This is a genomic window from Hydrocarboniphaga effusa AP103, assembly GCF_000271305.1.
In the GTDB taxonomy this organism is placed as follows: Bacteria; Pseudomonadota; Gammaproteobacteria; order Nevskiales; family Nevskiaceae; genus Hydrocarboniphaga; species Hydrocarboniphaga effusa.
Window position 1 is genome coordinate 32,196 of the sequence record NZ_AKGD01000003.1, and the last position, 23,332, is coordinate 55,527.

Below are 23,332 nucleotides of genomic sequence, written 5' to 3' on the forward strand. Positions count from 1 at the left end.
GCCAAACAGGCCGTCTCGTGCGCGAGGCGGTTGGCGGAGGCTTGCCGGCGTCGCGATGACGCGCGCTGAGCGACCCCTCGACCAGTCTGGAGCTGCGCTGTTCAGCGCTGCGGAAGCCGGCGCGATCTAGCGTTCGCGCACCGCCTGCGCGCAGAGGGTTCTCGATGGACGCACTCGATCTCGACATGTTCGCGAGGCTGGCCTTCGCCACGCTCGCCGGGGGCGTGCTCGGTCTCAATCGCGAACTCAAGAACAAACCCATCGGTCTGCGTACGCTGAGCATCGTTTCGCTGGCCTGTTGCACGCTCACGCTCGCAAGCCTGCGATGGGGTGAGCAGCATGGCGAGGCGCCCGAAACCGTCGGCCGCGCAATCCAGGGCCTGCTGGCCGGCATCGGCTTTCTCGGCGGCGGTGTGATCTTCCGGACCGGGCTCCATGATGTTCGCGGCCTCACGACGGCTGCGATCGTCTGGCTGACCGCGGCGCTCGGCATCGCGAGCGCGCTGGGGTCTTACTGGCTGGTCGGCTCGGCGGTGGCCATTGCGCTGCTGATCGTGATTCTGGGCGGTCCCCTCGAGAAGCTCTTGCACAAGAGCGACGACGATCGATCCTGAATCGAATGCAATCGGTGACTGGCGATGTCCCGATGCGGGCGCCTGGATTGGCTTTGCTGTTGATGCTGTTGGTCAGCCCGATCCGTCGGTTCTCGAATCGGGAGACGGGTTTCTCTTGAACCCGGGCATCGAAGATGGAAATGGTCGGGGTAGACGGATTCGAACCGCCGACATCCTGCACCCAAAGCAGGCGCGCTACCAGACTGCGCTATACCCCGATATACCGCTGAAGACTTGCAAGGCCCGGAACGAGCCGGGGCGCGATTATCCTCGTCGCTGGTGTGAGCGGTCAATCAAAAAGAAGGCCCCGCTCGGCGGGGCCTTCATCGTTTCTGCGTCAGCGGGCGACGATTACTCGACGATCTTGAGCTCCACGCGGCGGTTGAGCTCGCGGCCGTCGTCGGTCTCGTTGTCGGCGACCGGGTGGCTTTCGCCGTAGCCCTTGGCGCTCATGCGACCGGCGTCGATGCCCTTGCCGATCAGGTACTGCATGACCGACTGCGCACGGTTCTCGGAGAGCTTCTGGTTGTAGCTGTCGCTGCCGCGCGAATCGGTGTGGCCGCCCACTTCGACGCGAATCTCGGCGCGGGCGGTCAGCGCGTCGGCGACGCCGTCGAGGATGGTCTTGGCGTTGGCCGTCAAACGGGCCTGGTTGAACTCGAAGGTCACGCCCTGCAGCACGATGGTGTCGCCGGCCGCGCAGCCTTCGAGCGTGATCGCCTCGCCCGGCGCCGGGGTCTTGCAGCTCGGCGGCGGGGCGACCGGGGCCGGCAGCGGGCAGCCGTTCTCGTCGACCGTGGTGCCCGGTGCGGTGCCCGGGCAGCGGTCGAGACGGTCGACCACGCCGTCGCCGTCCTCGTCGCCTTCGGCCGCGACCGGAACCACCGCCGCCGGTTCGGTGTTGGAGGCGGTGACTTCGGGCTGCGGCACGCCGCCGAACGGAATCATCAGGCCGATGTTGCCGACGATGTCGCCGAAGTCCTTGTAGCCGGCGTCGCCGTCGTCATGAGTGTCCCAGCGGTACAGCACTTCCGTGCGCAGGGCGGTGCCGGCGTCGGTGAGCTTGTACAGGTAGCCCAGGCCCGCGCCGTAGACCACGCTGTCGTAATTCTTGAGCGAACCGGGCAGGTCGTCGGTGCGGCCGTACTGCACGCTGCCGATCGCGTAGAGATCGCGCAGGCCGCTGAACGGGGAGACCAGCAGCGACAGGCCGCCGCCGTAAAGGGCGGCCGAGCCGTTGCCCTGCACATTGTTCGAGAAGCGGTTGTAGTAGCCGTTCAATTCGATCGCCAGGGCCGAGCCGAGCTTCTTGCCGAGGGCCAGCGTGGCGCCGTAGCCGTCGTCGGTCGGTCGATCCTTGTCGCCCCAGACGTAGGTGAACATCGGGGCGACGTACCAGCGGTCGCCGATCGTGTCGTTGGCTCCGTTGCGGCCGCTGCGGCTTTCCTCGACAGGCGGATTGGCCGATGCCTCGTCGCTCGCGACGGTTTCGGCCGCGGGCGCTTCGGGCGCAGCCTCCATCGGCGCGGCTTCGGTCGCGGTGGCTTCGACCGGAGCGGTTTCGACGGGGGCCACGACGGCGGCGTCGGCCGGCGGGACCTCGGCTGCGAGCGTTTCCGCCGGAACGGATTCGGTGGCCGGCACGGCATCCTGGGCAAGCGCCGGTGTGGCGACGGACAAGGCGGCCAGGCCGCCCAGCAGTACGGAACGGATCATGTGTTGTTAACTCCCCTCGGAGGGTTTTAGTTCGTGTCGACGTTGGTGATGCTTTCTGAACGACCGCCGCGTCTACGGTCGCCCACCCTGATATGACGTTTTGTTCACGTCCGCCGGGCTTGTAGCACGCAGGCCCAGGCCCCTCAACCGCGGCCCCGGCGATCCGTCATGTCCCGATCGTGCGTTTAGCGAACGCGCGCCGGTATACTGCGCGCCCTCTGAAGTACCCCTGAATCCCCTTCCGCACACGCTCCCCAGCGAGCCCCGAGTGATCATGGAACTCAACCAGATCAAAAGTGAGATTACGGCCCTGCGAGCGCGTTTCGACGCGCTCCGGGGCTATCTTTGACTACGATGTGAAGAAGGACCGGCTCGTCGAAGTCAATGCCGAGCTCGAGTCCGCCGATGTCTGGAACAAGCCCGAATACGCCCAGAACCTCGGCCGCGAGCGCGCCAAGCTCGAAGCGGTCATCGAGCCGATCGACAAGGTCACGGCCGGCCTGAAGGATGCCGAGGAGCTGCTCGAACTCGCCGAGATGGAGAACGACACCAGCCTGATCGCCGGTGTCGAGCGCGACGTGCTCGCGTTCATCGCCATCGCCGAGGACATGGAGTTCAAGCGCATGTTCTCGGGCGAGCAGGACACCAGCAACGCCTTCCTCGACATCCAGGCCGGCGCCGGTGGCACCGAGGCGCAGGACTGGGCCGAAATGCTGCTGCGCATGTACATGCGCTGGGCCGAAGGCAAGGGCTTCAAGGTGGAACTGCTCGAGCGCTCCGACGGTGAAGTCGCCGGCATCAAGAGCGCGAGCATCAGCGTCGAAGGCCCGTATGCCTACGGCTGGCTGCGCACCGAAACCGGCGTGCATCGCCTCGTGCGCAAGTCGCCGTTCGACTCGGGCAACCGCCGCCACACGAGCTTCTCGGGCGTGTTCGTGTCGCCCGAAATCGACGACAACATCGAGATCGACATCAACCCGGCGGACCTGGAAGTGGACACCTTCCGGAGTTCCGGCGCGGGCGGCCAGCACGTCAACAAGACCGAGTCGGCGATCCGCATCAAGCACGTGCCGAGCGGCATCGTGGTGGCCTGCCAGACGCAGCGCAGCCAGCATGCGAATCGCGACAAGGCGATGAAGATGCTGCGCGCCAAGCTCTACGAGCAGGAGCTGTCCAAGCGCACGGCCGCCGCCAAGGTCGTCGAAGACAGCAAGGCCGACATCGAGTGGGGCAGCCAGATCCGCAGCTACGTGCTCGACCAGTCGCGCATCAAGGATCTGCGCACCGGTGTCGAAATCGCCGATACGCAGAAGGTGCTCGACGGGCACCTCGATCCGTACATCGAAGCCAGCTTGAAGCAGGGTTTGTGATGTAAAACCCCTCTCCCTCCGGGAGAGGGCGGGGTGAGGGCCTGGCCGTGACGGCGAACGTCGTTTTCGCGGCAAAGGGGGGGGGGGGGGGGGTCTTGGCCGTGACGGCGAACGTCGTTTTCGCGGCAAGGCCCTCATCCGGCGCTACGCGCCACCTTCTCCCGGAGGGAGAAGGCAACAGCGTTACGAGACAGACAGATGAGCGAAGAACACGCACCGCAGCCGGCTCCGGCCGCTGAAGAAAACCACATCATCGCCGGCCGACGCGACAAGCTCGCCAGGCTGCGCGCCGCCGGCAATGCCTTCCCGAACACCTTCCGCCGCGACACGCTCGCCGAGCAGCTGCACGGCTTCTACAGCGAGCGCGACGCCGCTTCGCTCGAAGGCGAAACGCAGGAATACAAGCTCGCGGGCCGCATCATGGCCAAGCGCGGGCAGGGCAAGGTGTCCTTCGTCGAGATCCAGGACAGCTCGGGCCGCGTGCAGCTGTTCGTGCAGATGAACGCCATCGGCGCCGAAGCCTACGAAGCCTTCAAGAGCTGGGACATCGGCGACATCGTCGGCGCCACCGGCACCGTCATGCGCACCAAGGCCGGCGAGCTGTCGCTGCGCGTAAGCCAGCTCGAGCTGCTGACCAAGGGCCTGCGTCCGCTGCCCGAGAAGTGGTCGGGCCTCACCGATACCGAGACGCGCTATCGCCAGCGCTATGTCGATCTGATCGTGAACCCCGAAGTGCGCACGGTTTTCGCCAAGCGCACGACGACGCTGCGTTTCATCCGCCAGTTCTTCGATGCGCTGGGCTTCATGGAAGTGGAAACGCCGATGCTGCAGCCGATCGCGGGCGGCGCTACCGCGCGGCCGTTCGTGACGCATCACAACGCGCTCGATCGCGATCTGTTCCTGCGCATCGCACCGGAGTTGTACTTGAAGCGCCTGGTGGTCGGCGGCTTCGAGCGCGTCTACGAGATCAACCGCAATTTCCGCAACGAAGGGCTGTCCACGCGGCACAACCCCGAGTTCACGATGCTCGAGTTCTACCAGGCCTATGCGGACTACAAGGACGCAATGGATCTGGTCGAAAACCTGATCCGCGACACCGCGATCGTCGTCAACGGCAGCGGCAAGCTGCGCTATGCGGATCGCGATTACGATCTCGATGCGCCGTTCAACCGCTGGACGATGAAGGAGGCGGTGCTGCGCTTCAATGCGGACGTGACAGCCGATCAGCTCGAAGACCCGGCCTTCCTCGCGAGCTTCGCGAAGAAAGTCGGCGGCGATGTGAAGCCCGCTTACGGTCCCGGCAAGCTGCTGACCGAGATCTTCGAGAAGACCGTCGAAGCCAAACTGCTCGATCCGACCTTCATCACCGAGTACCCGACCGAAGTCTCGCCGCTGGCGCGCCGCAACGATCACAACCCGGAGGTCACCGATCGCTTCGAGTTCTTCGCGGGTGGCCGCGAGGTGGCGAACGGCTTCTCCGAGCTCAACGACGCCGAAGACCAGGACGCGCGCTTCAAGGCGCAGGTCGCGGCCAAGGACGCCGGTGACGACGAGGCCATGCATTACGACGGCGACTACATCCGCGCGCTCGAATACGGCCTGCCGCCGACCGCGGGCGTGGGCATCGGCATCGATCGGCTGGTGATGTTTTTGACCGACTCGCCGAGCATTCGCGACGTGCTGCTTTTCCCGCAGATGAAGCCCGAGCATTGATCAGACCTTGCACGAGCGAGCCTTGAAATCCCCGGCTCACTCCCGCAGATGAGGCCCGAACATTGATCGAGCCGAACTAGGCACCCGGTTCGGCTCGCAACAAGCAGCCGGAGCTTGAGCGCTCACGCGCAAAGCTCCGGCACCGATGGAATCATGAAAGACCAGGCGGCGCATCGCCGTTTCATTCTGTCGCTGGGCGCGATCATCGCGCTCGGCCCGCTGTCGATCGACATGTATCTGCCGAGCCTGCCTGCGATCGGGCGGGCGCTCGCGGCCGATGCGGCTTCGGTGCAGATGTCGGTGTCGGCTTATTTCGCCGGCCTGGCGATCGGCCAGCTCGTGTACGGCCCGATCACCGATCGCTTCGGACGCAAGAAGCCGCTGCTGTTCGGGCTGGTACTGTTTTCGATCGCCTCGTTCGGCTGCGCGCTCGCGGGCAACATCGATCAGCTCATCGCGTTTCGCGGCCTGCAGGCGCTCGGCGGCTGCGCGGGTATCGTCGTGAGCCGTGCGCTCGTGCGCGATCACTACGCGGGCAACGAGATGGCGCGCGTGCTGTCTTCGCTGATGCTGGTGATGGGCGTCGCGCCGGTGCTCGCACCGATGCTTGGCGGCAAGCTGCAGCTCTGGTTCGGATGGAACAGCATCTTTCTGCTGCTCGCCGTGTTCGGCGTGGCGTGCCTGCTGATCACCGCGTTTCGGATCGCCGAGCCGCAACGCGAGCGTGCTCCACCGCTCAGCGTGGCGGGCATCGCGCAGGATTACGTGCGCATCCTCAAGCATCGGCGCTTCATGGGCTATTCGCTCGCGGGGGCCTGCGGCCAGGCCGGCATGTTTTCGTACATCACCGCATCGCCGTTCGTGTTCATCGACTATTACGGGCTGGCACCCGATCGGTACGGCATGCTGTTCGGAGCCAATGCCTGCGGGCTCATCCTCTGTACGCAGCTCAACGCGCTGCTGTTGAGGCGGCTGCGCGCCGAGAAGGTGATGCGCGGCGCCCTGCGGGTGCATCTGTTCGGAGCTGCGGTGATGGCGGTTTCGGCTTTCACCGGCTTGGGTGGAATCTGGGGCGTGGTGATTCCGCTGATCGTGGTGTCGAGCTGCATCGGTTTCACGTTCCCGAACGCGCAGGCCGCGGCGATGGAACCTTTCGGCGGTCGCGCCGGAACCGCTGCGGCGATGCTCGGGACTCAGCAGTTCGTGCTCGCGGGCTTTTCGAGCCTGGTTGTCGGCCAGCTGCATACGCCCGGTGCTTCAGGCATGGCGATCGCGATCTTCTGCTGGTCTCTGCTCGCGCAAGTGGCCTTGCGCGTTCTGGTCAAGCCGCCCCAACAGGCGGTTTGATCTTCAAGCTTCAGGCGGCTTCGCGCCCGTCTCTTGCAGCGGTCGGTGGTGCTGTCCGCCGCGCGGTCTTGCGGTAGAGGCTGATCTCGCCATCGGGCCGGCGCTTGAAGCGCATGTAGCCCCACCAATACTGCTCTGGATGCGCCCGCACGCAGGCTTCGGTGCCTGCATTGATCGCGGCGGCCGCCCGCTGCAGATCCTCGCTGTCGTAGCCGGCCGGCGGTTCGACGAAGTGCATGACGAAGCCCCGCGCCTTCGGCAAGCGCTCGCCGTAGCAGATCAGCACGCGCGCACCCGTGGCCTGCACGAGCTTGGGAATCAGCACCGGCGAATGCGCCTCGATGCCGAAGAACGGTGCGAACACGCCCTGACCACGCGGCGGATCGCGATCGGGCACCGCATAGATGATTTCGCCGCGCTTGAGCGCACGCAGCAGCTGGCTGCCGACCGCTCGCTTGCCGTTGCGCTTGACGATCGGCACCACCTGGCCGCCGAAGCGCGAGCGCCCCTTGAGCGCCAGATCGGACAGCGCCGCATACTTCACCGGCTTGAACAGGCCCGTCATCGTGTAGCGCTCGGACATCGGAATGGCGCTGACTTCGAACGAGCCGAGATGCATGGCGGCCAGGATCACGCCCTTGCCTTCGGCAAGCGCCTGATCGAGCAGATCCTGCCCGCGAATCTCGACCGTGAGTGCGCGCAGCCGGTCGGCATCGCCGAGATAGATCAGCGGGTACTCGGACAGGGTCTTGTAGTAGTGCCCGAACGAGCGGTAGACGATGCGCCGGCGTTCGGCGGCGGAAAGTTCGGGAAAGCACAGATCGACGTTGAGCAGCGACAGGCGCTTTCTCTCCCCGCCGAGGTGCCAGGCGAACCAGCCGACGATCGCGGCGAGTCCGTGCACGAGGCGCAAAGGCAGGCGAGCGACCAGCCTGAGGATGAAGTTCAACACGGTGGATGCGGTTCCGGGGCGGGGCGCCCCATGACGACGGCGGGAAAGCTAGTTTGCCAGCCTGTCATGCAATCGCAAACTGCCGCCGACTCTGGACGATGCGGGGATGCTTTGCGGCGTCGCGAGTCGCATGCGAGCGCCCCCGCAAGCGCCGTGGCCGGGATGCAGCCCGGGCGTCATGCTCTGGGCTGGGAGTTCCGTTCCGTCAGCCATGGCGCGCGCGCTCGCGATATTCCGCCGGCGCGTTCGGCACCACGTCTTCGAGCGTGCGCCGCGGCGTCGAGCCTGCGCGCAAAACGGCCGGAGACTCGGTCGGGGATGCAAGCGGAAATACGCTGAACTGGTTCAGGCGCAGGCGCACGTGCGCTCCGGCCAGCAGCGCGGGCACGTCGCGATGCAGATGCGGAAGCTCGATTTCGAGCTTGGCGCCCGAGGCGCTCGCGATGGCCTCGCTGCGTACGATCGGCCCGGTACGCTGGGTGCTCGAAACGATGGCTTCGATCCCCGGATCGCCGGGCTCGGCCAGGCGCAGATCGCTGGGGCGCACGTAGATTTCGACGGCCTCGTCGGCCTGAGTGCGCGCGCTCGCGATCGAAGGAATCAAGCCGTCGACATGCACCTTGCCGTCGCGAACCTGGCCGGGCAGCACGTTGGTGTTGCCGAGAAACTCGAACACGAACGGGGTCGCCGGCTTTTCGTAGACCTCGTCGGTGGTGCCGACTTGCTCGATGCGCCCGCGATTCATCACCACCACGCGATCGGCGAGCTCCAGCGCCTCTTCCTGATCGTGCGTGACGAAGATCGTGGTGTAGCCGGTCGTCTCGTGCAGCTCGCGCAGCCAGCGGCGCAAGTCCTTGCGCACCTTGGCGTCGAGCGCGCCGAACGGCTCGTCGAGCAGCAGCACGCGCGGCTCGATCGCGAGCGCCCGTGCGAGCGCGACGCGCTGGCGCTGGCCGCCCGAAAGCTGCGAGGGATAGCGCTTTTCGAGCCCGCCGAGCTGCACCAGATCGAGCAGTTCGAGCGCCTTCTTGCGGATCGCCTCCGCCGACGGCCGCTCCGAGCGCTTCTGCACGCGCAGCCCGAACGAAATGTTGTCGAGCACGGTCATGTGCCGGAACAGCGCGTAATGCTGGAACACGAAGCCGACGCGGCGCTGCTGCACCGGCAATCCAAGCGTGTCTTGGCCGCCGAACAGAATCCGCCCCGAGTCGGCGAACTCGAGCCCCGCAATCGTGCGCAGCAGCGTGGTCTTGCCCGAGCCCGACGGGCCGAGCAGCGCGATCAGCTCGCCCGAGGCGATGTCGAGATCGACGCCGGCCAGTGCCGGGAAATTGCCGAAGCCTTTGTGAATGCCGCGGATTTGGATGTCCATGTTCTTACGGGAGAGACGGGAGACGGAGGAAGGGAGACGCAGGAAGGGACCGAGTTTTGTGCTTCTGCGTCTCTCGTCTCCCGTTCCCCGTCTCCCGGCGTTTCAATGCCGCCGCGAGGCCGCGAGTTCGGCGCCATAACGCCATTCGAGCAGGGTCTTGGCGCCGAGCGTGACGAGCGCGAGGATCGCGAGCAGCGAGGCCACCGCGAACGCGGCCGCGAAGCTGTATTCGTTGTAGAGGATCTCGACGTGCAGCGGCAGGGTGTTGGTGAGCCCGCGAATGTGGCCGCTGACGACCGACACCGCGCCGAACTCGCCCATCGCGCGCGCATTGCAGAGCAGCACGCCATAGAGCAGGCCCCATTTGATGTTCGGCAGGGTCACGTGCCAGAACACCTGCCAGCCCGACGCGCCCAGCGACAGCGCAGCCTGCTCGTCGTCGGTGCCCTGTGCCTGCATGAGCGGAATCAGCTCGCGCGCGACGAACGGAAACGTCACGAACACGGTCGCGAGCACGATGCCGGGCCAGGCGAACAGAACCTTGATGCCGTGATCGGACAGCCAGGGCCCGGCCCAGCCCTGGGCGCCGAAGATCAGCACGTAGATCAAGCCCGAAACCACCGGCGAGACCGAGAACGGCAGATCGATCAAGGTGACGAGCAGCTGCTTGCCGCGAAAGCTGTGCTTGGTGATCGCCCAGGCCGCGACGATGCCGAACACGACGTTGAGCGGGACCGCGACCGCGCAGACCAGCAGCGTGAGCCGGATCGCGGCCATCGCATCGGGCTCGACGATGGCGTCGAAGTAGGCGCCGATGCCGTTGCCGAGCGCTTCGTAGAACACCGAGACGAGCGGCAACAGCAGAAAGCCAAGCAGGAACAACAGCGCGAACGCGGTCAGCGTGCGACGCAGCCACGGCGCTTCGGTGATGACCGCGTTCTTCTGGATCAGCGGCTCGAACGGGAGTTTGGGCGGGTCTTGCAGGCTGTGGTCGGTGGTGGTCATGAAAGAAGCTCACCGCTGGTTGCCGTTGCTCTCTCCCGCTTGCGGGAGAGAGTCCCTGCGAAGCAGGGGAGAGAGGGGTTGTGGGGAAGGAGCGCGCACTTTTCGGGCTGGCCCTCTCCCGGCGCTACGCGCCGCCCTCTCCCACCAGTGGGAGAGGGGACAGGCATGGAAGCGCTCACGCCTTCGCCCCCTGCCGCTTGCGCGTCCACGCCTGCAGCAGATTGATCAGCAGCAGCAGCCCGAACGAAATCACCAGCATCGTCGCGGCCACCGTGGTCGCGCCGGCGTAGTCGAACTCTTCGAGCTTGATGATGATCAGCAGCGGCGCGATCTCGGATATTCCGGGCAGGTTGCCGGCGATGAAGATGATCGAGCCGTATTCGCCCACCGCTCGCGCGAACGCGAGCGTGGTGCCGGTGAGCAGCGCGGGCAGCACGGCGGGGAGAATCACGCGCGTGATCGTCTGCCAGCGCGTCGCGCCGAGCGAGGCGGCGGCTTCTTCGAGCTCTTTTTCGGCTTCTTCGAGCACTGGCTGCACGGTGCGCACGACGAAGGGAAGGCCGATGAAGGTCATCGCCACGATCACGCCGAGCGGAGTGAAGGCCACCTTGATGCCGAGCGGTTCCAGAAACTGGCCGACCCAGCCGTTGCCGGAATACAGCGCGGTCAGCGCGATGCCGGCGACCGCGGTCGGCAGTGCGAACGGCAGGTCGATCGTCGCATCGAGCAGTTTCTTGCCGAAGAAGTCGTAGCGCACGAACACCCACGCCACGAGCAGGCCGAAGAAGGCATTGACCGTCGCCGCGACCAGCGCGGCGCCGAAGCTCAGTTGCAGCGCGGAGGCCACACGTGGCGAGGTGACCACGTTCCAAAGCTGCTGCGGCCCGAGATCGGCGGCCTTGAAGAACACGCCGGCGAGCGGAATCAGCACGATCAGGCTCAGGTACAGCAGCGTGTAGCCGAGGCTCAGGCCGAAGCCCGGCATCACCGAGCGCTGCCGGGGCGTCGATCGGTCGATGATCGACTCAGGTGCCGCCAAAAAGGTCATGGATCTGAGGTCCGTAGAAGCGGCCCGAAGCGAAAGCCGGTCGAATGGAGGCGAACTAGATGAATCGCAAATGCTCGGTCAGCAGGCTGCGCTCCTGGCGTTGTGGCGCCGCCGGAACCGCGAAGTGACGCTCGTCGATCCAGCGCGTGCTGCTGCACCAGAGCCCGTCGATCTCGGCTCCGTGCCGGCGATTGAACACGTGGATGCGACGGCTCGGCGCATGCAGCAGCACCGCGCGGTTCTGCGGCCCGAGCGCGAGTTCGACGAGCTGCGTGAACGCGGGCTGCTCGATCAGCGCCGGATCGCGTTTCAGCAGCGGACGCAGCACCGAAGTCGCCAGATGCCAGCTGTCCGAGCGCCCGCAAACCGGCGTCTCGAGTCCGTCGACGGTGCCGTTGTGCATCAGCAAGCTGTGCTCGTCGACCGGCAGCGGATGGAGGTTCGCCGCATGCGTGGAGCCGCGCGTGAGCATGCGCAGGTGCATCACGATCTCGACGTCGCGGTAGCGCTGCTCGGCTTCGAGCAGCTCGGCGACATCGACGCGTGGATTGCGCTCCAGCAGCAGGCCGCCGGTCGCATCGAAGCCCATCAATCCCCAGCCGTCGCGATTGAGCGAGGCCGAGGCGGCCAGCAGCGCGGGCGGAATCGCGACGCCGGCCGGTTTGTGGATGATCACGCACATCGCGAGAAGCGCCTTTGCAGTCGCCTGCGACTCAGCCCAGCTTGGCGACGAGCACGTCGGTGGCCTTGAACATGGCCAGCGCTTCTTCGCCGACCTGCAGGTTGATCAGGTCGATCGACGAGGTGGTGACGACCGCCGAGATGATGCCGTTGGGCGTCAGCACTTCGATCTCGGAGACGACGGAACCGCGGCGAATGTTGGCGACTTTGCCGCGGAACTGGTTGCGCGTGTTGACAGCTGCGATAGACATGGGATGAAGAACCTTCAGTCGTTATTGCGTGTGGCAGTAAAGGAAGAGGGCGCGGCCTGAAGCGTTATCTGGCGCCGTAGATCTGGTCGAACACGCCGCCGTCGGAGAAATGCGTGGCCTGCGTCTTGGTCCAGCCACCGAGGTCGGCGATGGTCTTGAGCTCGATCTTCGGGAACTTGTCGGCGTACTTGGCCGCCACCACCGGATCGATCGGGCGGTAGTAATTCTTGGCGATGATCTCCTGCGCTTCGGGCGTGTACAGAAACTTCAGATACGCCTCGGCGGCCTTGCGCGTGCCGTGCTTGTCGACCACCTTGTCGACCACCGCGACCGGCGGTTCGGCGAGCACCGAAATCGACGGCGCGATTATGTCGAACTTGTCGGCGCCGAATTCTTCGAGCGACAGGAACGCCTCGTTTTCCCAGGCCAGCAGCACATCGCCGAGACCGCGCTGGGCGAACGTGGTGGTGGAGCCGCGAGCGCCGCTGTCGAGCACCGGCACGTTCTTGTAGAGCGCCTTCAGGAAGTCGCGCGACTTGGCTTCGTCGCCGTTGTACTTCTGCAGCCCGTGCACGTAGGCGGCCAGGTAATTCCAGCGCGCGCCGCCCGAGGTCTTCGGGTTCGGCGTGATCACGCTGATGCCCGGCTTGATGAGATCGTCCCAGTCCTTGATCTTCTTCGGGTTGCCCTTGCGCACCAGAAACACGATCGTCGAGGTGTACGGCGAGCTGTTGTGCGGCAGGCGCTGCTGCCAGTTCGCCGGCAGCAGCTTGCCCTTGTCGGCGAGTGCGTCGATGTCGGCTGCGAGCGCGAGCGTGACGACATCCGCCTCCAGGCCATCGATGACCGCGCGGGCCTGCTTGCCCGATCCGCCATGCGACTGCTGGATCTTGAGGGTGTCGCCGCTTTGCTGCTTCCACTGGGCGATGAACGCCGAATTGATGTTCTTGTAGAGCTCGCGCGTCGGATCGTATGAGACGTTGAGCAGTTCGCTGGAGGCCGCCTGGGCGACCACCGGCAGGGCCGCGATGAGTCCAGCCGCGATGAGTTTCTTGAGCATGGTTGTCTGTCGTTTGGAAGGCGGACGCCGCGATTTCAGCGGCGTGGCGTGGTTGATTCTTCGTTGCGATCGAAGCGCACGCGTTCACGGCGCTCGAACTGCACCACCCGGCCGTCGTGGACCACGATTTCCACCGAGCCGTAACGCAGGCCGCGAATGGCTTGGACGATGCGCTCCGCGAGACGGGCTTCGGTTTCGTCCAGACGATGGATTTGAGCGTTCATGAAGGCAGCTTCTTCGGCGGGTGCACCCGGGATTGGCCTGCATCCTAGAAGGCTGGGGTTATTTCTAAAAAGAATATGTGGAGATTTAAAAAGGCCCTAAATGCATATGAAGGCCCGAATAGCACAACGCCCGCGCGAGGGCGGGCGTTGGCTTGCAAAACGGGCAGCGCGTGACGCGGCGACCCAGCCTTCGATGCTTACTGTGGTGGCGGCGCGGCGTCGTTGTCCGCACCCGACGCCTTGCCGACCTTGGCCAGCACGCCCAGACGAGGGCTGTCGAGGTGATGAATCTCGTCGCGGCGCATGCGGCGACGCTCGTCGAGCGCCCAGGCGCTGCCGTCCTCGACGTACTGCAGGTCGACATCGAGGTGCAGGTAGCGGCTCAGCAACAGGGCCACCGAGCCCTGGACTTGCGGGCCCGAGCCCGCCGAATCGACGGCGGCTGCGCTGGTGTCGCCACCGCCAGCTGCTCCGCCGACCTGGATGCGGATCGCCGGGCCGCGCTCGGTCGGCGGGTTCCTCTGCGTCCAGGCCAGCCGTACGAGCGGCTTGAACTGCTTGCTGTAGCGCAGGTTCTTCCACTCGGCGTCGAGTCCGAACTGCTCGTCCGGCAAGACCTCGATGCCGGCCGCACGCAGCGCGGCGACGTCTTCGAGCCGGATCGCGTTACTGAGGTTGGGCGAGCCGGGCGCAATGCCGGCTTCGTCGCCCGAATGCCAGAGGTCGACGAACACGATCAGGTCGACGCGATAGGTGGCGTCGGCGGCGATGGCGAAGTGGGGCAGCAGCGTCATCAGGCCGAGCAGGGCTGCGGCCAGCTTGCGTCTCACGTCTCTCGTCTCCCGTCTCTGGGTACTCGTCACGGCTTGTCGCCGAGTGTAGTCAGCAGGGCCGCGATCTGGTCGCCGCGGGCTTCGGGCGCTTCGAGCGGGGCGTTGATGTTGAGCCGCTTCTGGCCTTCGAGCTTGTAGACCTTGGGCTGCTTCTGGATCAGCTTGATGAGCTTCATCGGATCGATCTTCGGCTGCGTGCCGAAATCCAGCGTCGCGCCCTTGGCGCCCGCGCGGATGCGCGTGATGCCGAGCGCTTCGCCAATCACGCGCAATCGCGCGGCATCGAACAGGCGCTCGGCCGCCGGCGGCAGCAGGCCGAAGCGATCGATCATCTCGATCTTGAGTTCCTTCAGGCGCTCGTCGTCGCCGGCCTCGGCGACGCGCTTGTAGAACACCAGGCGCGTGTGTACGTCCGGAATGTAGTCGTCCGGCAGCAGCGCGGAGACCGCGAGGTCGACTTCGCAGGCCGCGACGCCGAAGGGCTGATCGTCGAGCTTGCCCGAGCGCAGCGCCTTCACCGCGCGCGCGAGCAGCTCGGCGTACATGGTGAAGCCCACTTCCTCGATCTGGCCGGACTGGCCTTCGCCGAGCAGCTCGCCGGCGCCGCGAATTTCGAGATCGTGGGTGGCGAGCGCGAAGCCCGAGCCGAGATCGCCGAGCGTTTCGATGGCCTCGAGGCGCTTCTCCGCATCGGCCGACAGCGCGCGCTTGCTCGGCACCAGCAGGTAGGCGTAAGCACGATGATGACTGCGGCCGACGCGACCGCGCAGCTGATGCAGCTGCGCGAGGCCGAGGTTGTCGGCGCGATCGATCAGGATCGTGTTCGCGGTCGGCAGGTCGATGCCCGATTCGATGATCGTCGTGCTCACCAGCACGTTGAAGCGCTGGTGATAGAAATCGAGCATCACCTGCTCGAGATCGCGTTCGCGCATCTGGCCGTGGGCGAAGCGCACGATCGCCTCGGGCACCATCTTCTGCACGTCGTCGGCGATGCGCGCGATGTCGGCGACTTCGTTGTGCAGGTAATACACTTGGCCGCCGCGACGCAGCTCGCGCTGGATCGCCTCGACCACCAGATTGCGTTCCCACTCGGCGACGAAGGTCTTGATCGCGATGCGCGACGCTGGTGGCGTGGCGATGATCGACAGGTCGCGCAAACCGGACATGCTCATGTTGAGCGTGCGCGGGATCGGCGTGGCCGTCAGCGTGAGCATGTCCACTTCGGCGCGCATGTTCTTGAGGCGCTCCTTGTGGCGCACGCCGAAGCGATGCTCTTCATCGACGACCACGAGGCCGAGGTTCTTGAAGCGCACGTCCTCCTGAAGCAGGCGATGCGTGCCGATGATGATGTCGAGCGAGCCTTCCTCGATCTGCTTGAGCAGCGCGGTCTGTTCCTTGGCGGTGCGCATGCGCGAGAGCGCGGCGACGCGGATCGGCCAGTCGGCGAAGCGGTCGCGGAAGTTCTTGGCGTGCTGCTCGACCAGCAGCGTGGTCGGGGCGAGCATGCAGACCTGGCGGCCCGAGCGCGCCACCGCGAAGCAGGCGCGCAGCGCGACTTCGGTCTTGCCGAAGCCGACGTCGCCGCAGACCACGCGGTCCATCGGCTTGTCGAGCTTCAGGTCGGCCAGCACGGCGTCGATCGCGGACTGCTGGTCGGGCGTGGTGTTGAACGGAAAGCCCTCGCAGAAGCGGCGGTAGTCGTCCTCCTCGAGCTCCAGCGCCATGCCGGGCTTGGCCGCGCGGCGCGCCTGGATCTGCAGCAGTTCGGCGGCGACGTCGTGCGCCTTTTCGCGCGCCTTGCTCTGCACCTTTTCCCAGCGATCCGAGCCGAGCGAATGCAGCGGCGCGGCCGCTTCTTCGGCGCCCGTGTAGCGGTGGATCATCTGCAGCGATCCGACCGGCACGTAGAGCTTGTCGCCGCCCGCGTATTCGAGCAGCAGGTACTCGGATTCGATGCCGCCCGCGTCGAGCCGCTGCAGGCCGCGGTAGCGGCCGACGCCGTGCTGCGCGTGCACGACCGGCGAGCCGATGGCCAGGCTCGACAGATCGCGCAGGATGGTTTCCGGGTCGCGCACCTTGGCGCGGCGTGCGCGCGATTCCACCGGCGCGCGGCGGCCGAACACCTGCGCCTCGGCGATCAGCGCGAGCTTTTCGCCGGCGAGTTCGAAGCCGAGTTGCAGCGGGCCGATGACGATGCCGTAGCGGTTCTTGTCGGTCTCGAAATCGAGCCAGCTTTCGTGCACGCGCGGCAGCACGCCGAAGCCCTTGAGCCAGCCGAGCAGCGATTCGCGGCGGCCGGCGGATTCGGCGACGAACAGGATGCGATCTTGCGTGGCCTTGATCCATTCCTTCAGATCGGGCTCGCCGGCCGGCAGCGGTTTGCTGAGCGTATTCGCACTGCCGCGCAGCGCGAGCGGCGCATCTACATGCGGCAGCGTCGCCAGTCGCGCCAAAGCCTGCGCAGGCTCGACGTACAGGTCGGCCGGCTTCATCAGCGGGCGTTCGATGTCGCCGCGATGGCGCTCGTAGCGCTCGTCGATCTGCGCCCAGTCGGCCGCGGTGGCGTGAATCAGATCCGCCAGTTCGACCACCTGGGTTTTCGCCGGTAGGTAATCGAACAAGGTCGCGGTCTGGCCGAAGAACAGCGGCAGCCAGGCCTCGATGCCGCCCGGCATGAGTTTCTTGCTGACTTCGCTGTAGATGCGCGAACGCGCCGGATCGCCCGGAAAATATTCGCGATAGCGGCGGCGGAAGGTATCGACGCCTTCCTTGTCGGTCGGGAAATCGCGCGCGGGCAGCAGGCGCACTTCGGGCACCTTGTCGATGCTGCGCTGGGTTTCCGGGTCGAAGCTGCGGATCGACTCGATCTCGTCGTCGAACAGATCGATGCGGTATGCGGTGTCCGAGCCCATCGGGAACAGGTCCACCAGCGCGCCGCGCACCGCGAATTCGCCCTGCGTCTGCACCTCCGAGACGCTGGTGTAGCCGGCGGCGACGAGCTTGTCGCGGAAGGCCTGCAGGTCCAGCTTCTCGCCGGCCTTGAGCAGGAAGGTGCGGCCCTCGATGTAGCTGCGCGGCGGGAAGCGCTGCAGCAGCGCATCGGCCGTGATCAGCAGAATGCCGCGCTTCTGCTGCGGCAGCCGGTACAGCGCCGCCATGCGGTTGCTGAGGATTTCCTGGTGCGGCGAGAACTGCTCGTAGGGCAGCACCTCGGAATCGGGCAGGTGCAGCACCTCGATCTCGCCGCCGGCGAAGAAGCGCAGCTCGTCTTCGAGCCGATAAGCCTCCTGCTCGTTGCCGGCGACGGCCAGGATGAGCCCGTCGTGCGCCTGCGCCGCGCGCACGGTGGCGAGCGCGGCGACGGCGAGGGGCGGAAAGGTCGGGTCCGTCGCGTTCGTAGTCATCGGGGCGTCAAATGCGAAGGGCGCCGCTGGCGCCCTTCAATGAGCCGCCATTTTACATGCGGACGCCCGGCTGTCGGTTCCGCGCCCTGCCCAGGCGCGAACCGACAGCCGGGCGGGGCGAGCCCCGTATCTGTTCATGCGCGCGAAACCGGCCGTGAAAGGGCGGGGTCACGACCTGCCCACCATTTCATCGGAGTGGCCGGCCTGATTCGTGGGAAAGCGGCGGGCGATACAAAAATTTTATCGCCAAAATATACACTGATGTATATTTCAGTAATGTAATATTTTGCGATGAAACCGAAAGCTCTCATCGCCGCGCTCTGCGCTTCGTCGCTGTTCGCGGCCTGTGCCGACACCGGCGGCATCGCCCCGCACCGCAAACCCGTGGAAATTTCGAGCCTCGACGGCGGCCGGGTGCTGAGTGCCTCGCTGCCTGCGGCGGGCTGGCCGCAGGAGCGTTGGTGGACTACGTTCGGCGACGCCCAGCTCGACGCGCTCGTCGCGCGTGCCGTCGCCGGCAACCCGAGCCTCAAGCTCGCGATGGACCGCGTCGAACAGGCGCGAGCCGCGGCCGAAGGGGCCGAATCGGCGATCGGCTGGGACCAGGACATCGAAGCGCTGAGCCGTCGCACGCATTACTCGGCCAATCACATTTTTCCGGCCCCGCTCGGCGGCGGATCGTTCTGGGAGAACCAGGCCAATCTCAAGCTGCGATACGCCTTCGATCTCTGGGGCGGCGATCGCGCGGCCTGGGATTCGGCGCTCGGCCGCGAGCGGGCGAGCGAACTCGAAGCGCGCACCGCCCGCCTCGCGCTCGAGAGCGCGGTGGTGCGCGCCTACGTGAACTACGCGCTGGCCTGCGAGCTGCACCACGAGCTGCAGGCCGAGGTCGAGCAGCGCCAGCAGATCATCGACATCACGCTCGAGCTGCGCGCGGCCGGCATGGTCGCCGAGTTGCAGCTGAGCCAGGTGAAAGCCCAGCTGCCGCTGCTCAAGGCGCGACTCGATGCGAGCCAGAGCGCGATCGATCGCGCGCGCTACGCGCTCGCCGCACTGGCCGGCGAAGGTCCGGGCGCGGGCGAGTCGCTGAAGGCGCCCGAACTCGCCCTCGACCGCGCGATCGAGCTGCCGCAGGCGGCTCCGGCGATGCTGATCGGCCGCCGCCCGGACGTGGTCGCGCATCGCTGGCGCGTCGAGGCGGCGAGCCGCGGCATCGATGCGGTGCAGGCGCGGTTCTACCCGAACGTGGATCTGCATGCGCTGATCGGCTTGCAGTCGCTCTCGTTCAACAAGTTCCTGCTCGCCGATTCGGCGGCCTGGGAAGTCGGCCCGGCGGTGAGCCTGCCGATCTTCCGCGGCGACGAACTGCGCGCCCAGTTGCACGGGCAAACCGCCGCATTCGACGCTGCGGTCGACGCCTACGATGCCTCGGTGATCGCGGCCCTGCATGAAGCCGCCGACGCGCTGTCGCAGCGCCGCAGTGCCGAGGCGCAGGCGCAGGACACCAACGAAGCGGTGGCGGCGGCGCAGCGCGCATTCGACCAGGCGCATGCCGGCTTCAAGGCCGGGCTCACCGGCTATCTCGACGTGCTGCAGGCGCAGACCGCGCTGTTCCTCGCGCGCGAAGCGCTGGTACGCAGCAGCGCGCAGCGGCTGGCTTCGCAGGCCGCGCTGATGCAGGCGCTCGGCGGAGGCTTCGATCCGGCCGAAGAGCCAGCAGGCGAAGTGTGGAGCAGCGTCGCCAAGCACGCCGACGCGCCGCCTCCGGCAACCGAGACGACCCGGAACGGAAGCGCCTCATGAGCACGAACGACGACATCGACGGCAAGGGAAACGAAGACAGCTTCAGCCCGATCGAAGCGCGTCTGCGGCATCGGCGCCAGCAGCTCGGCCGGCTGCCGTACGAGCGGCTCGCACTCATGCGCCTGCTCACGCATCTGCACAAGCGCACGCAGGAGGCGCTGTCGGTGGTGCTCGCTGCGCACGGGCTCACGCCGGCGACATACGAAGTGGTGATGGCGCTCTACGACCAACCCGATCAAACCCTCACCGCGAGCGAGCTTTGCCAGGCCAGCGGCGAAAAACCGGCGAACCTCACGCGCATCTGCGACGGTCTCGTCGCGGCCGGCTGGATCGTGCGCAAGCCCGACGATGCCGATCGCCGCGCGGTGCGCGTGAGCCTGACGCCCGCCGGTCACGAGCATGTGAGCCGGGTGCAGCCCGAGGTCTGGCCGGTCATCGAAAACCTCACGGCGATGCTCGACGCGCAGGACGTGCTGCGGTTGACCCGGCTGCTGCGCCCGATGGTCGCGCGGCTCGATAGCACGCGCGCGCCGAGCCGGGTCAGGTGAGCCGGCGATGAGCTCCGCATTACCTGGCCACTCGATCGCGCAACTGCGCCGTCTTGCGCAAGAGGCGCTCGCGGACTGGCGCAGCCGCGATGCCCTGCGGTTGCTGTTCGTGCTGCGCACGGTGCTCGCGGCGATCGTCGCGCTCGGTGTGTCGATGGCCTTGAGTCTCGGCGCGCCGAGCACCGCGATGGTGACCGTCTTCATCGTTGCCGCTCCGCGCTCGGGCGATGTGATCGCGAAAGGCTTTTATCGCATCAGCGCCACGCTGGTCGGTGCCGTCGCCGCGGTCACGCTGGTGGCCACGCTGGTCGAACATCGCACGAGCTTTCTGGTCGCGCTGTCGCTCTGGATCGGCCTGTGCACGACGGGCGCGGCCTACGTGCGCGGCTATCGGGCCTACGGCTTCGTGCTGGCCGGCTACACGGTGACGATCATCGCGGTGCCGGCGATCGCGGCACCCGACCTGGTCTTCAACATCGCGGTGATGCGCGCCACCGAAGTGCTCGTCGGCATCGTCAGCACCGCCCTGATCGCCGATCTGCTGCTGCCCGAATACGCCTCGCACACGCTGCGCGATGCGGTGAGCAAAGCCTACGCAGACCTGGCTGCGCACGCGCGTTCGGTCGCGAGCGGACGCTGGCAGCCACAGCAGCGGCTCGCGCGCGGACTCGCGCTCGCCGAAACCGCGATCGCGCTCGAACTGCGTCGCGAAGCCGCGAGTTTCGAAAGCGCGGAAATTCGCCTGCACGGCCCGCAATTGCGCCGTTTCGCCGATGCGATGAGCCGCGCCGATTCGGAGCTGCATGGCTGGAGCCTCGCGGTCGATCGCCTGCGCGCGGCGCAGGCGCAAACGCCCAACCCGGCCGCGATGACCGCGCTGAATCTGCTCGGCGGTCTCGCCGAAGAATTCGGCCGGCTCATCGCGCCGAACCAGAGGCTGCCGCGCTCGTCCGTCGATGCCGCCGCGATCGAGCCCGCACTGGCGGGCTGGCGCGAGCAGCTGAGCGAGCGCGCCGAACTGCTGCGTCCGCTGGTCGCCGATCCGCAGAACGACGAAGCGTCGAACCTGCGGGCGAGCATGGATTTCGATGCACTCGCCGAGCGGCTCGCGACCCTGGTCGATCGCTACATCGAGTTCACCAGCAGCTACGCGGATTTCACGCGCGTGCAAGCCAGAGCCAAGGGCGCGGGCATCGGCTGGCTGCCGCATACCGATGGCATCGAAGCGATCTTCATGGGCCTGCGCGGGGCGGTCGGCATCGGTCTGATGTCGATGTTCTGGATCGCCACCGACTGGCCGCGCGGGCCTTCGGCGCTCGTGCTGACCGCGGTGAGCTGCACGCTGTTCGCCACTTTGCCGCAGCCCAAGGCTGCGGTGCGCGGCCTGATGATGTCGGTCGTGCTCGCCGGCGTCCTCGCCGTCGTCGTCAAGTTCGGCATGCTGCCGCATGCGGATGACTTCGTCTCGATGGCCCTGGTGCTCGCTCCGTTCCTCGCGTTCTGCGCCTGGATCACGGTGATTCCGAAGACCGCGACGATAGGCCGCGGCGTCGGCATGTTCTTTCCGGTGCTGCTGGGCATGCAGTCCGCTCCGGACTATGACCTGGCTGGCACGATCAACGAAGTGCTCGGCGCGCTGACCGCCTGCGCGCTCGCGATCGCGGCGTTCACCGCGATCGTGCCACTGGCGACGGACTTCTCGGGCCGCCTGCGTCGCAGCCTCTGGCGCTATGCGGCGCGTACCTGCGACGGCGATATCGATCGGCGTCGCCATCGTCTCGATCACGGGGTGCGCGAACTGCTGACGATCCTCGTCGGCCGCAATGGCCCGCAACGCCCGGAGTTGCGTCCGCGCCTGACGGCCTGCGCGCTCGCGGTGCTCGAAGCCGGACATGCGGTGCTCGCGGTGCGCGAGGCGGCCGCGCGGCGCGTCGCTGCCGGCCTGTCAGCCGCCCTGCTCGAAGGGCTCGCCGAGTTTCTCGCCGACCCTCGCAACCGATCGCGCGCCCGCAGCATCGTCGAGCTCGAAGCGCAGGAGCAGGCGCTGCTGCGCTCGCAGCCGACCGATGCGTCGAAGCGGGGGGCGGCCCACGAGCTGCCTGCCGCGCTGCGTCAGTTGCGCCTGCTGCTCAGCGACGAGCGCTGGTACGCGGATCTGTGTGCACGATCCAGTCGCGATGCCGCCGACGCGCTGCACAGTCCTCTCGCCCACGACACTCAAGCCATCGGAGCCCCTCATGGCGCCTGAACTCGCATTCGACGGCGTGCTGTTTCCGTCGCTGCTGCCGGTCTTTCTGATCAGCGCGCTGATCTTCTGGCCGCTCGAAACCCTGCTCACCCGGGCAGGTGTCTATCGCTGGCTCTGGCATCCGTCGCTGGCCCGGCTGAGCCTCTTCATTCTGCTGTTCGCTGGCCTTGCGCTCGCGCGTGGTTTTTCCGGAGTTTGATGATGAACGCTTTGAAATGGATGCTGCGTCTGGGTTTGACCGCTGCGCTGGTCGCGGTTGCGGCGATCGCCGGGCTGCGGCTCTGGCAGCATGAGATGAAAGAGCCGTGGACGCGCGACGGACGCGTGCGCGCCGATGTCATCAATCTCGCGCCCGACGTCTCGGGCCTCGTCGCCGAAGTGGCGGTGCACGACAACCAGTTCGTGCGCAGGAACGAGGTGCTCATGCGCGTCGATCCGGAGCGCTACGAGCAGGCGGTCGCTCAGGCCCGGGCGACACTGGCCTCGCGGCGTGCCGAACTCGCGCAGCGCCAGGACGCTGCGCGTCGCCGTGCATCGGTACAGAGCATCGTCGTCGCCGAAGAGCAGGTTCAGGCCGCCAACTTCGCGCTGACCGCCGCACAGGCCCAGGTCGCGCAGGCCGAGGCCGCACTCGATGCGGCCGAGCTCGATCTGCAACGCACCCAGGTGCGTGCACCGGCCGACGGCTATGTCACCAACCTCACGACTTTCACGGGCGATTACGCGAGCGCGGGTCGTCCGGCGCTCGCGCTCGTGCGTGCAGATTCGTACTACGTCTACGGCTATTTCGAAGAAACGCGGCTCGCGCGCATGAACATCGGCGATGCGGCCGAGATTCGCCTGCTCGATGGACGCAAGCTGCAAGGCCACGTCGACAGCATTTCGCGTGGCATCACCGATCGCGACAATCCGAATGGCCCGGCGCTGCTGTCGAACGTGAATCCGACCTTCGACTGGGTGCGTCTGGCCCAGCGCGTGCCCGTGCGCGTCGCACTCGATGCGGAGTCGCTGAAGGCCACTCTCGTGGCCGGAACGACCTGCTCGGTGATCGTGCATCCGGGCGCCGGAGTATCTACGGCGCGGGCCGCGAGCGAGAAGCGCAAGAGCTGACGTTCTCAGTCAGCGGGCAATCGCTACACTCGG

20 protein-coding genes and 1 tRNA gene are annotated in these 23,332 nt (G+C 66.6%); 9 read left to right on the forward strand and 12 right to left on the reverse strand.

Features of this window, described 5'->3' with window-relative positions:
- The first annotated feature begins 164 nt into the window (after positions 1–164).
- Entirely contained in the window at positions 165–614 is a 450-nt protein-coding gene (locus WQQ_RS16685; protein WP_007186413.1) for an MgtC/SapB family protein, read from the forward strand.
- A gap of 141 nt (positions 615–755) precedes the next feature.
- Here WQQ_RS16685 and WQQ_RS16690 read toward each other — a convergent pair.
- Both WQQ_RS16690 and WQQ_RS16695 read right to left on the reverse strand, forming a co-directional pair.
- Positions 756–832, reverse strand: a tRNA-Pro gene (locus tag WQQ_RS16690).
- Positions 833–965: 133 nt separating this feature from the next.
- Positions 966–2,330, reverse strand: coding sequence for an OmpA family protein (locus WQQ_RS16695; protein ID WP_007186414.1), 1,365 nt, complete (start codon positions 2,328–2,330; stop codon positions 966–968).
- A 274-nt stretch (positions 2,331–2,604) separates the two neighbouring features.
- Between WQQ_RS16695 and prfB the strand changes: the two genes are divergently transcribed.
- The 3 genes from prfB to WQQ_RS16710 all read left to right on the forward strand — a co-directional run bounded on the left by prfB (position 2,605) and on the right by WQQ_RS16710 (position 6,760).
- Positions 2,605–3,700 (forward strand): peptide chain release factor 2 gene (gene prfB, locus WQQ_RS16700; protein WP_192812989.1). Its coding sequence is split into 2 segments (ribosomal slippage): positions 2,605–2,676 and positions 2,678–3,700, totalling 1,095 coding nucleotides; the frame shifts between segments, so codons are not numbered across the junction.
- Positions 3,701–3,898: 198 nt separating this feature from the next.
- Entirely contained in the window at positions 3,899–5,413 is a 1,515-nt protein-coding gene (gene lysS / locus WQQ_RS16705) for a lysine--tRNA ligase (protein ID WP_007186416.1), read from the forward strand.
- 153 nt (positions 5,414–5,566) lie between these two features.
- The gene (locus WQQ_RS16710; RefSeq protein ID WP_007186417.1) at positions 5,567–6,760 is read left to right on the forward strand and encodes a Bcr/CflA family multidrug efflux MFS transporter; all 1,194 of its coding nucleotides are present in this window, start codon (positions 5,567–5,569) and stop codon (positions 6,758–6,760) included.
- Between the two features lie 10 nt (positions 6,761–6,770).
- Here WQQ_RS16710 and WQQ_RS16715 read toward each other — a convergent pair whose 3' ends face one another.
- The 10 genes from WQQ_RS16715 to mfd all read right to left on the reverse strand — a co-directional run bounded on the left by WQQ_RS16715 (position 6,771) and on the right by mfd (position 17,590).
- A complete protein-coding gene (locus WQQ_RS16715) occupies positions 6,771–7,712 on the reverse strand; it encodes a lysophospholipid acyltransferase family protein (RefSeq protein ID WP_007186418.1) in 942 nt (313 codons plus the stop codon).
- Positions 7,713–7,917: 205 nt separating this feature from the next.
- On the reverse strand, positions 7,918–9,084 hold the full coding sequence (locus WQQ_RS16720) for a sulfate/molybdate ABC transporter ATP-binding protein (protein ID WP_007186419.1): 1,167 nt from the start codon (positions 9,082–9,084) through the stop codon (positions 7,918–7,920).
- Between the two features lie 102 nt (positions 9,085–9,186).
- Entirely contained in the window at positions 9,187–10,089 is a 903-nt protein-coding gene (gene cysW / locus WQQ_RS16725) for a sulfate ABC transporter permease subunit CysW (RefSeq protein ID WP_007186420.1), read from the reverse strand.
- A gap of 175 nt (positions 10,090–10,264) precedes the next feature.
- Complete coding sequence (cysT, locus tag WQQ_RS16730; RefSeq protein ID WP_007186422.1) at positions 10,265–11,137, reverse strand: sulfate ABC transporter permease subunit CysT; 873 nt, start codon at positions 11,135–11,137, stop codon at positions 10,265–10,267.
- Positions 11,138–11,192: 55 nt separating this feature from the next.
- Complete coding sequence (locus tag WQQ_RS16735; RefSeq protein ID WP_007186423.1) at positions 11,193–11,819, reverse strand: class II glutamine amidotransferase; 627 nt, start codon at positions 11,817–11,819, stop codon at positions 11,193–11,195.
- Positions 11,820–11,850: 31 nt separating this feature from the next.
- Entirely contained in the window at positions 11,851–12,069 is a 219-nt protein-coding gene (locus WQQ_RS16740) for a TOBE domain-containing protein (RefSeq protein ID WP_007186424.1), read from the reverse strand.
- 64 nt (positions 12,070–12,133) lie between these two features.
- Positions 12,134–13,129, reverse strand: coding sequence for a sulfate ABC transporter substrate-binding protein (locus WQQ_RS16745; RefSeq protein WP_007186425.1), 996 nt, complete (start codon positions 13,127–13,129; stop codon positions 12,134–12,136).
- A gap of 35 nt (positions 13,130–13,164) precedes the next feature.
- The gene (locus WQQ_RS16750; protein WP_007186426.1) at positions 13,165–13,353 is read right to left on the reverse strand and encodes a YezD family protein; all 189 of its coding nucleotides are present in this window, start codon (positions 13,351–13,353) and stop codon (positions 13,165–13,167) included.
- Positions 13,354–13,550: 197 nt separating this feature from the next.
- Entirely contained in the window at positions 13,551–14,183 is a 633-nt protein-coding gene (locus WQQ_RS16755; RefSeq protein ID WP_007186427.1) for a CsiV family protein, read from the reverse strand.
- A 29-nt stretch (positions 14,184–14,212) separates the two neighbouring features.
- On the reverse strand, positions 14,213–17,590 hold the full coding sequence (gene mfd, locus WQQ_RS16760; RefSeq protein WP_007186428.1) for a transcription-repair coupling factor: 3,378 nt from the start codon (positions 17,588–17,590) through the stop codon (positions 14,213–14,215).
- A gap of 291 nt (positions 17,591–17,881) precedes the next feature.
- On the opposite strand from mfd, the gene WQQ_RS16765 reads away from it, so the two are divergent.
- Genes WQQ_RS16765 through WQQ_RS16785 form a run of 5 tightly spaced genes read left to right on the forward strand, consistent with a single transcriptional unit; the run spans position 17,882 to position 23,299 of the window.
- Positions 17,882–19,393 carry an efflux transporter outer membrane subunit gene (locus WQQ_RS16765; protein WP_007186429.1) on the forward strand — a complete coding sequence of 504 codons (1,512 nt, stop codon included), beginning with the start codon at positions 17,882–17,884 and terminating at the stop codon, positions 19,391–19,393.
- Entirely contained in the window at positions 19,390–19,941 is a 552-nt protein-coding gene (locus tag WQQ_RS16770; protein WP_007186430.1) for a MarR family winged helix-turn-helix transcriptional regulator, read from the forward strand. The genes WQQ_RS16765 and WQQ_RS16770 overlap by 4 nt, the downstream gene beginning before the upstream one ends.
- Positions 19,942–19,948: 7 nt before the next feature.
- Positions 19,949–22,189: an FUSC family protein gene (locus tag WQQ_RS16775; protein ID WP_007186431.1), complete on the forward strand. Its 2,241-nt coding sequence runs from the start codon at positions 19,949–19,951 to the stop codon at positions 22,187–22,189.
- Positions 22,179–22,388, forward strand: a complete 210-nt coding sequence (locus tag WQQ_RS16780; protein WP_007186432.1) for a DUF1656 domain-containing protein — start codon at positions 22,179–22,181, stop codon at positions 22,386–22,388. Before WQQ_RS16775 ends, WQQ_RS16780 begins: the two co-directional genes overlap by 11 nt.
- The gene (locus tag WQQ_RS16785; protein WP_007186433.1) at positions 22,388–23,299 is read left to right on the forward strand and encodes an efflux RND transporter periplasmic adaptor subunit; all 912 of its coding nucleotides are present in this window, start codon (positions 22,388–22,390) and stop codon (positions 23,297–23,299) included. Before WQQ_RS16780 ends, WQQ_RS16785 begins: the two co-directional genes overlap by 1 nt.
- Positions 23,300–23,332: the final 33 nt, after the last annotated feature.